Origin of the sequence: Campylobacter concisus (assembly GCF_003048985.1) — a bacterium.
GTDB lineage: Bacteria > Campylobacterota > Campylobacteria > Campylobacterales > Campylobacteraceae > Campylobacter_A > Campylobacter_A concisus_AY.
In genome coordinates this window covers 155,320-164,648 of sequence record NZ_PIRS01000003.1, presented here as the reverse complement: position 1 = coordinate 164,648, position 9,329 = coordinate 155,320, and the positions used below count along the sequence as shown (strand labels likewise).

The 9,329-nt window shown below is 40.3% G+C and carries 10 protein-coding genes; 4 read left to right on the top strand and 6 right to left on the bottom strand.

The genetic code is table 11. The annotated features are described in order from the left end of the window. Positions 1 to 219: 219 nt before the first annotated feature. Positions 220 to 927, bottom strand: a complete 708-nt coding sequence (gene flgH / locus CVS91_RS03575; protein WP_107830353.1) for a flagellar basal body L-ring protein FlgH — start codon at positions 925 to 927, stop codon at positions 220 to 222. Positions 928 to 994: 67 nt separating this feature from the next. On the opposite strand from flgH, the gene pta reads away from it, so the two are divergent. From pta to CVS91_RS10280, 4 genes are read left to right on the top strand one after another with little or no spacing between them, the layout of a single operon-like run. Next, the gene (gene pta / locus CVS91_RS03570; protein WP_107830351.1) at positions 995 to 2,362 is read left to right on the top strand and encodes a phosphate acetyltransferase; all 1,368 of its coding nucleotides are present in this window, start codon (positions 995 to 997) and stop codon (positions 2,360 to 2,362) included. Position 2,363: 1 nt separating this feature from the next. Beyond that, positions 2,364 to 3,557: an acetate kinase gene (locus CVS91_RS03565; RefSeq protein WP_107830349.1), complete on the top strand. Its 1,194-nt coding sequence runs from the start codon at positions 2,364 to 2,366 to the stop codon at positions 3,555 to 3,557. A 2-nt stretch (positions 3,558 to 3,559) separates the two neighbouring features. Further along, positions 3,560 to 4,621, top strand: a complete 1,062-nt coding sequence (locus tag CVS91_RS03560; RefSeq protein ID WP_107830347.1) for a tyrosine-type recombinase/integrase — start codon at positions 3,560 to 3,562, stop codon at positions 4,619 to 4,621. A gap of 51 nt (positions 4,622 to 4,672) precedes the next feature. Next, positions 4,673 to 5,167 (top strand): hypothetical protein, encoded by a 495-nt coding sequence (locus tag CVS91_RS10280; protein WP_199906223.1) that lies wholly within the window; start codon positions 4,673 to 4,675, stop codon positions 5,165 to 5,167. Between the two features lie 174 nt (positions 5,168 to 5,341). On the opposite strand, the gene CVS91_RS03550 is transcribed toward CVS91_RS10280, so the two are convergent. From CVS91_RS03550 to CVS91_RS03530, 5 genes are all read right to left on the bottom strand, one after another. After that, complete coding sequence (locus CVS91_RS03550; protein WP_107830345.1) at positions 5,342 to 5,794, bottom strand: hypothetical protein; 453 nt, start codon at positions 5,792 to 5,794, stop codon at positions 5,342 to 5,344. Next, positions 5,791 to 7,215 carry a UDP-N-acetylmuramoyl-tripeptide--D-alanyl-D-alanine ligase gene (locus tag CVS91_RS03545; RefSeq protein ID WP_107830343.1) on the bottom strand — a complete coding sequence of 475 codons (1,425 nt, stop codon included), beginning with the start codon at positions 7,213 to 7,215 and terminating at the stop codon, positions 5,791 to 5,793. Before CVS91_RS03545 ends, CVS91_RS03550 begins: the two co-directional genes overlap by 4 nt. Further along, positions 7,212 to 7,997 carry an alpha/beta fold hydrolase gene (locus CVS91_RS03540; protein WP_107830341.1) on the bottom strand — a complete coding sequence of 262 codons (786 nt, stop codon included), beginning with the start codon at positions 7,995 to 7,997 and terminating at the stop codon, positions 7,212 to 7,214. Before CVS91_RS03540 ends, CVS91_RS03545 begins: the two co-directional genes overlap by 4 nt. Next, positions 7,987 to 8,217 (bottom strand): type II toxin-antitoxin system Phd/YefM family antitoxin, encoded by a 231-nt coding sequence (locus tag CVS91_RS03535; protein ID WP_002942153.1) that lies wholly within the window; start codon positions 8,215 to 8,217, stop codon positions 7,987 to 7,989. The genes CVS91_RS03540 and CVS91_RS03535 overlap by 11 nt, the downstream gene beginning before the upstream one ends. A gap of 64 nt (positions 8,218 to 8,281) precedes the next feature. Then, positions 8,282 to 9,322 (bottom strand): D-alanine--D-alanine ligase, encoded by a 1,041-nt coding sequence (locus CVS91_RS03530; protein ID WP_107830339.1) that lies wholly within the window; start codon positions 9,320 to 9,322, stop codon positions 8,282 to 8,284. Positions 9,323 to 9,329: the final 7 nt, after the last annotated feature.

The following is a 9,329-nucleotide window of genomic DNA, read 5'->3' as shown; positions in this document are numbered from 1 at the left end:
GTTATCAATAATCTTAAAATATGCTAAAAAATAATATTTAGTGAGAATTTATCCCATTTTGAGAAATGATATGGCAAAAAATCTATTTTTCTGAAAGTAAATATCAATTAAATTTTAATAATTTTTAAAAAATATAATTTAGTATTTTTAAGAAGAGTGAAATTTAAGGTAAAAATCACAAAAGCCTAAATGGGTTAAATTTAGGCTTTTAAATTTGCATTAAAATGGCCAGATAGCCTCCATAAGCCTTGTGCCCCAAGGTTTTTTGGTTGATTTGTCTAGCTCGCCCTCGGTTTTATATAAAATTTTGGCATCAGCTATGTATTTTGAGTCGATTTCGTTGTTTTGCGAGATGTCGTAAGGTCTGATGACGCCGCTTACTTGCATGATCTGTTTTTCGCCGTTTATAAGTAGCTCGCGGCTGCCCTCGATGAAGTAGTTGCCATTATTTAAGATCTTGATGATCCTAGCTGAGATGGTCGCGGTAAATTTCTCACTTCTGTTGCTAGTGCCACTACCTGTAAATTTATTACCACCACCTGCTTTAAAGCCGATGTCGCCGTATTTGTTTAGATTATCAGCCACAGTTGAGAGCGGTGCGGCTCCAGCTGTGAAAACGCCGCCGCCAAGTGAGACGGTGCTATCTTTGTTGGTGCTTTTGCTGCCGCTTGAAATTTGACTTGCATTTTCTGAGATGACGATGGTTACGATGTCATTTACATTCATCGCCTTTCTATCTGAAAATAGCGGATTTTCGCCCTTGCCAAAGAGGCTGCCGGCGTTGCTTTGACCGTTGCCACTATCTTTTGAAGGGAGTTGCTCGACATAAACTGGGGGTTTCATATTGATGTGAGGATCTGCACTTGGGGTGCAACCTGTGTAAAAAATGCCCGCAAATGTGACGAGCCAAATCTTTTTATAGTTCATAAAATGCCTTAAAATAAGTATCTTTGTGCTAAGATTAAGCAATTTAAGTTCCCAAAAAGGTCACAAAATGAAAAGTTGTTACATTTTTTCAGACAAAAATCTAGCATATTTGCAGGAAATTATAGCTACAAAATTCAAAAAAGTTGAGATCTTTAAGATAACTCCAGACGAAGACGACAAAAAAAATCTAATAAATCTAAATGAAAAGGAGTTTTTTTTAAAATTTATAGATAAATTTGAGGAGCTAAAGGCTAAAAGCGACTTTGTCATAGTCGTTGGCTGTGAGGGCTTTAGCCTCTTTGGCAAGAGCGAGCTAAATTTAAAGCTAGCTAGAAATTTAAACGCGCCTGTTTTTGACGAAGATGCAAGCGAGCTTAGGGCGCTAAATTTAAACTCGAAGCTTCTAATAACTGATAAATTTGATGAAATTTTAAGCTACAAAGCCGAGATCATCACACCATTTAAATTTCAAAGCTTGCTTCTAAAAAGAGCCAAAGTGGCAAACAAAACAGTCGTTTTGCCTGAAAGTGATGATGAGAGAATTTTAAAAGCAGCTCACATCGTGCTAGAAAAAGGTGCGGCAAATATCATCTTGCTAGGCCTTGAGAGTGAAATTTCAAAAAAGGCAGCCACTTTGGGGCTAAATTTAAGCAAAGCCAAAGTGCTAAACCCAGCGCAAAATGAGCTAACAGATGAATTTGCAAAGAAAATTTATGAGCTAAGAAAGCATAAAGGTGTGGACGAAGCCAAGGCAAACGCGCTTGCAAAAGATAAAATTTACTTTGCCACGATGCTAATACATGAAGGCATAGCTGATGCTTTGGTAAGTGGCGCTACGATGAGCACGGCTGATACTATCCGCCCAGCCCTTCAGATCATAAAAACAAAGCCAAATGTAAGTGTGGTAAGCGGGGCATTTTTCATGGCGCTTGAAGAAGAGATTTTGCTCTTTGCCGACTGCGCCGTCACGCCAAATCCAAGCACAGATGAGCTAGCTAGCATCACGATAAGCAGCGCTCAAACGGCAAGTGCCTTTGGGCTTAACCCAAAGATCGCCATGCTAAGCTACTCAACAGCTGATAGTGGTAGCGGGGCTGACGTGGAGTTTGTAAAAGAGGCTGCCAAAAAGGCAAGCGAGCTTGATGCGAATTTAAAGATCGCAGCGCCAATTCAGTTTGACGCGGCGATTGATCTAAGCGTGGCTAGCAAAAAGATGCCAAATTCCGATGTCGCTGGGCAGGCAAATGTATTTATATTTCCAAATTTAAACTGCGGTAACATCTGCTACAAAGCAGTTCAGCGAAGCGCAAACGCCCTAGCTGTGGGCCCGATACTTCAAGGGCTAAAAAAACCAGTAAATGACCTAAGCCGTGGCTGCCTCGTCGAAGACGTGGTAAATACCATCTTAATAAGCGCGATACAAGCAGGAGAGTGATATGAGAATTTTAGTTTTAAACTCAGGTAGCAGCTCGATAAAATTTCAACTTTTTGAAATGCAGACAAAAACAAGCCTAGCAAGCGGTCTAGTCGAGCAAATCGGCAGCTCTAGCTCAAGGGCAGTGCTAAAAGCAAATGGCGAAGTTTATGAGATAAAACGCTTTATAAAAGACCACCACGACGGACTTGAGGCGATGAACGAACTCTTTACCACCTCACATACACTGCACGATCTAAGCGAGCTTGACGGCATAGGACACAGGATAGTGCATGGTGGCGAGAGCTTTTTTAGCTCGATGATCGTTGATGAGAGTGTCATTAAAAAGATTGAGGAGATAAGCCCACTTGCCCCGCTTCACAACCCAGGGCACCTAGCTGGCATCAAAAATGCGATGAAAGAGAGTAAAAACGTGCCTCACGTGGTCGTTTTTGACACAGTTTTTCATCAAAGTATGCCAGAGTACGCCTACCGCTACGCCCTACCCTACGATGTTTGCAAGGCTCATCACATCAGAAAATATGGCTTTCACGGCACATCGCACAGATATGTTTGCAAGCAAGCAGCCAAAATGCTTGGCATTGAGTTTGATAAATTTAACGCCATCTCGCTTCACTTAGGCAACGGCGCCTCAGCTTGTGCTGTGCAAAATGGCAAAAGCATCGACACTTCGATGGGTCTTAGTCCGCTTGAAGGGCTCATAATGGGCACAAGAAGCGGCGATATGGACCCAGCCGTAGTCATTTACTTACTAAATATCGGCGTTTTAAAGTGGAATGAGATCGATAACTTTTTAAATAAAAAGAGCGGACTTTTTGGAATTTGTGGCTCAAGCGACATGAGAGAGGTCGTAGCTAAGATGCAAAACGACGAACGCGCAAAGCTTGCATTTGATATGTTTTGCTACCGAGTGAAAAAGTATATCGGCTCATACTACGCCATTTTAGGGCGAGTTGATGCGCTCATATTTACTGGCGGTATCGGCGAAAATGCGCCAAATACAAGGCAAAAAATTTGTGATGATCTAAAGCATCTTGGCATTCACATCAACCACGAGCTAAATTTCTCAAACGAGCGAGGCGAGAGGTGCATAGATGAAGAAGGCGCTAAGATAAAAACGCTCATCATACCAACCAACGAAGAGCTTGAGATCGCCATAGAGACAGCCAGGGTGATAAAAGAGAGAACGCTTTAAGCATGAAATTCCCACTTGACTGCAAAGATAGCTTCGAGAGCTCATTTATTTTTTGGCTCACAAGATATGTCAAATTTAAACTTAGCTCACTTTCAAACAAGGAGCTAAGAGACCCAAAAGCGCTTGCAAGTGTAAATTTTGCCCTAAGCCGTGAGATAAAAAATATAGATCAGCTTGATGGGCTGGTAAAAAGCGCTAGAAACGCAGGGCTAACTGGCATAAATACCTACTTTAACCCACTTAAAAAGATATATGAGACGATGAAATTTTATGAGCTTAGCAGTCTAAAGCAGATAGATGAAGAGCTACTAAGTGAAATTTTAGCAAGTACGACTGGCGGACTAAGTGATGCTAGCAAGAAAAACTACAGAATTTCAGTGATAAATTTCTTTGCCTTTTTAGATAAACAAAACGAAGAAGACGGCAAGGCTCATGTTTTTGATATAAATTTAAAAAACTGGGGCGGCGTTAGTGGTAACAAAGGGCAAAAGCTGCCTGAGTTTATGGGCGAAGAGGAGGTCAAGAAATTTCTTGATGCGATCGAGGAGAGCGACTTTAAGCAAAACTCAAACCGCAACAAGCTCATCATCAAGGTCATTATCTTTACTGGCATTCGTGTGAGTGAGGCGCTAAATTTAAAGAGAAAAGATATCACCGAAGATGGCGATCTTTTTATTATTAGGATCCGAGGCAAAGGCAACAAATACCGCATCGTGATGATAAAGCGTCACCTAATCGAAGCTCATCTAAACGCAATCGCGATAAACTACATAAACAAAGAGGGCTATCTTTTTATAAATAAAAAAGGCACGAGGCTCACGCAGGCTTATGTTAGCCGTATCGTGGAGCAAATTTTGTTTAAAGCTGGTATCAGAAAAGAGAAAAATGGCGCTCACATGCTGCGCCACACCTTTGCAACTATGCTTTATAAAAAGCAAAAAGACCTCGTGCTAGTGCAAGAAGCTCTTGGACATGCAAGCCTAAATACCTCGCGAATTTACACGCACTTTGATAGTGATAAACTAAAACTAGCCGCCAAAGTGGCTGAGGATCTGGCAAACTAGGCTAAATTTAGATCAAATTTTATATAATCCGCCTTTTAAAAAGGAGAGAAAATGAACGCAAGTTCTATCATTTCGTTATTACAAGACAAGCTGCCAAAGGATTTTGCCTTGCTAAAAATGCTGGAAAATAAACTCGGCACACTTGATGAAAAAAAGCTTGATGAGCTAGCACAAAAGATACCGATCTTAAATTTAAAGTCGCCTATCTTTGTCTTTTGGGTGGGGAGCTTCATCTTTGGTGCGCTTGGCGTAAACCGCTTTATGACGGGGCAAATTTGGCTTGGGGTACTAAAACTAGCCCTTTTTCTAGCTCATATGATCCTTTTTATAGTCATAACCGGTGCGACACTTGACGCAGTTGCAAACGCCGCTACAAATGAAGATCTGCAAAATGCCTTTAAACTAATCGGAGTAAATACCTTTATAGCTGGTATCTTGGGCATTGTCATAACCATTTGGTGGTTTGTCGATCTTTTTATAACCAGCAGTGCCGTAAGAAAGCAAAATTTAGAAAAAATTTTAAAAGCCATAGACGAGCAAGCCTAAATACCACTTTGCCCTGCGGTATAAATTTAACCCTGCTTATATAAAAAGTGCCTAGTTTTAACACAAGATGTGGCTTGTCTTTATGTCTATTTTGTATTAGCCGCTTTCAAAAGGCGGCAAATTTAAATTTTAAATTTGATATGAAATTTAGTCTACTTGCAAAGTTAAATTTGACTATTTTTTAGCCTTTTGCTCTTCTAAATTTTCCATAGTCTTATTTGCCTCTTGCTCTTTAAACTCTTCAAAAAGCTCGTCATACCTAGCCTTAGCGTTTTCATAGACACCAGATGGCAAGGTTATGTTTAGATCGTCCTTTAGGCTCATCACATCATCGCAGGCGTTTTGATAGCCAAGGTCGCAGCTTTTCATAAAGTATCTAACGGCAAGCTCGATCTTTGAGTATCTTTTTAAGTCGCCATCCATCTGCTCATTTATCTCTTCATTTACAAACATATCGCCCAAAGCCTCGCAAGAAAGCACGTCTTTTTGCTCGCAGCCCTCAAAAAATATCTCATATGCGCCCACGTAGTCTCCGGTATTTAGGGCTTCGTTGCCCCTGTCAAAGTCGTCTATATCGAAACAAAAGGCTAAATTTAGTGCCAGAGCTAAAAAAAATATCTTTTTCATACAAAGCTCGGTGCGTCGTTTGAAAATAGTATAAGATCGCCAGCGCGCGTGTTTTGGGCTAAAATTTCTTGCATTTTATTCTTGTCCTTTAGGATGATGATCTTTGGCTTTACGATGTATTTTAGCAAGACTTCGGCATTTAGCGAGCTTGTGATGATGACAAGGTCAAAAATTTCATTTATCACTTTGGCTAAATTTGCATTTTGCTCTGCATCGCTCTCGACGATACCAGGCGTTAGCAGCACTTTTCTGCCAGCATAGCTGCTTACCAGCTCGTAGCTAGCGCACATGCCTGATAAATTTCCATTAAAACTATCGTCTATTATTAGCTTACCACCAGCCTCGATCTTGCTTAGGCGGTGCTCGACGTTTTTCATCTTTAAAAGCGCCTCTTTTATCGCCTCTTCACTCATTTTTAGGTAGCTTGCGACCTTGACGCAGACGGCTAAATTTGTAGCGTTAAATTTACCAAGAAGCGGCGAAGCGTAGCTCTTGCCATCAAGCGTAAATGAAATTCCATCTAAATTTGCATTTATATCTTTTAGGCTCTCATCGTAAATTTCTAAATTTTGGCTTGGCTCTTTTTTTGTCGAACTATGTAAAAATGCCCTTTGCAAACGCTCACTTTGCAGCGCCTCGAGCTTTGTCGCGCGGATGTTATCAAGCGTTTTAAAGTACTCAATGTGCTGAGCGCCGATCTCGCCAACGATGACGATTTGCGGATTTAGAAATTTAGTGATCTCTAAGATGTCGCCCTTTAGTCTAGCGCCTGCTTCTGCGATGTAAATTTGCGTTTGCTCGCTTAAATTTTCGTTGATATCTCTGATGATACCAGCCATTGTATTTACGCTGCGTGGCGTTTTGTAGCAGACAAAGCTATCTTTTAAAATTTCAAATAGGAAATTTTTAATGCTCGTTTTGCCGTAACTTGCGGTGATTAGGATGATCTTTAGCTCTTTGTTTGCACCAAGTTTTTTAAGTGCCTTGTTTTTAAAGCCTTGAAATTTGATCTTTTCTAAAATTTCACTAAAAAATAGGCTCACAACCAAGACAAAAAGTGGCATAGGAGCTAAAAATGCCTTGTGGATGATGAAATTTAAAGCGTAGTTTATGATGATAGCACAAGCAAGGATGGCAAAAAAGTGCTTTATCCTAGCGGTAAAGACTAGCTTTTTATCAAGTTTTTTATGCCACAGATAAAGAGCTGGCAAAAGCGCAAAGTAAAAATAGATAAAAAACCACTTGCCAGTAGTGTAAAAAAGCACCAAAGGCACGATGAAGAAAAAGACGTGCCAAGCGGGCTTTGTGAAGTGAAAGAGCACGCGCTCAGGCCTATATGAAAACCACTGAAAGCAAGTGATCACATAAAAAGCAAGCGCAAAGATAAATAAAACCGTGCTTATGCTTAAAAATATACTCATCTTATCTCCTCGATCCCGCTCTCATCGTCATCTAGCACGACATTTTTTGCTTCATTTGGCTCAAAATTTATCCCTTTTTCTATCTCGTCACTTATAAATTTAGCGTGGAGCAAAAAGAAAAAATGATCGCCACTAAGCGGGAAAAATGAGCTATTTTTGATAAGCCTATCTATGCTCTCGCCGCTTGTTACAGGCGTTGCCTTGTCATTTTCTCCCCAAAATATAAAAGCCCTGCCCCCAAAGTCAGCAAAATGCCTTGTAAAATCCTCATCAACAACGTTTTTTAGGGTTTCATACATCACTCTGCTCATGCCGCTCACATCTTTTGTGGCAAAGAGTTTATAAAATTTACCAAAGCCAAATATCTTTAAAATTTTAAAAATTGCTATCTTTGCTCGCACGATAAATGGCTTTTTGACGACTATACCAGCTGAGCTTAAAAGCACTAGATATGGCGGTTTTAGAAGTGTTGCGACCTTGCCGCCAAAGCTATGTCCTGCGATGATGTCTGGTTTTATGCCAAGCTCAGCGCAGAAATTTGCAACTATTTTTGCGTAGTCGCTTGTTTTTAAGGGCTTAAAAATGGAGCTTTTACCAAAGCCTGGCATGTCGATATAGACGTGGCAAAAGTCATTTAAATAGTGCCCAAAAGCCTTTTTCATTATCTCTTTATTTGCGCCCCAGCCGTGCAAGAAAAGCACTACTTTTTTGCATTTTGGATTTACTACTTCGTAGCTGATCTCGTACTCGTCTGAGCCGTATTTTACCGCCCTACTCGCCATCGTTTTCTCTCTTTTTAGCAGCGTAAATGCTCTCAAGCACGCTTACTGCCTCGCAAAGGCGCTCATACTCCTCCATATTTAAAAGGACTGCTTCAAATTTATTGTTTTTAACGATGACAGCGCGCTTTAGCTCGCTAGCTCCTACGCGAGAAAGCACTGAGCTAAAATTTCTAACCACCTCGGTTGCTGTATAAATTTCATCTTTTGTAAAAGTTACCATTGTCGCTCTTTATGTAAAATTTTACGTAAAATATCACAAACTACTTTATATATCGCTAAATAAACTAGAGCTTGCCGCTACCTTTTACCGAAGTGATAGAGTTTATAAATTTATAATCAATCTTTATCTCACGCTCTTTTGGAAGTGAGTTTGCAAGGGCGTTTAGCGTGTTCTCAAAGTCCTCAAATAGATAGTTTGCAAGGCTTCCTGGGTTTGGATTGATCTCGTTTAGATAGACCTCGTCATCTATCACGAAAAAGTCGCATCTAATGATCGCTCCGTCAAATCCACAATCATAAATTTTAGAAAAGTTAAATTTAAGCTTTTGCTTTAGCTCTTCAGAAATTTCCGCCTCTTTTACCTTATTTTCATTTGAAAAACTAAGATATTTTTGCTCGTAGTCAAGAAATTCTTTCTTTTTTGGCTCTTCGACGATAGAAAATTTAATCTTTCCATCGATCCTGCAGCCTGCAAGGTTGTACTCTTTGACACCTTTTATAAATGGCTCTACTAAAACATCTTTGTCAAATTCAAACGCCACGTCTTTTGCGTAGGCAAGCTCACTATCGTCATGCACGACGCTCACGCCGATGCTGCTGCCTAGCCTTGCTGGCTTTAATATAATAGGATAGTGAAATTTTGGCTCACTTTGACGAGTTAGCATCTCATAGTCAAGCGCCTTTACACCAGCCTTTTGTGCTAGAAATTTAGTAAGCTCTTTGTTGTAGCTAAGCGCGCTTGCTTCAAGCCTTGGACCTATGTATTTGACCCCGTAAAAGTCAAAAAGTGCCGCTATCTTGCCATCTTCGCCGTCCATACCGTGGATCAAATTTATAATGACGTCACATTCAACTTTGTTTGCGCCAAAAAGTGAGTGCGCGTAAAAGCCGCCCTTTGCTAAAGATAGCTTCTTTGAGTTTTTGTATTTGCCAGAGCTAAAGAAATTTGCCCTCATATCTTTCTCTTCGATCAGGTAAAAGTCCCTGTTTGCATCGCAAAATATAAATTTTAGCTCCTGTTTTAGGACGTTTTTTAAAACTATCGCGCTTACTATGCTTATCTCATGCTCAAAACTCTTTGCCCCAAATATCACGCCTAAATTCATCTTTTTT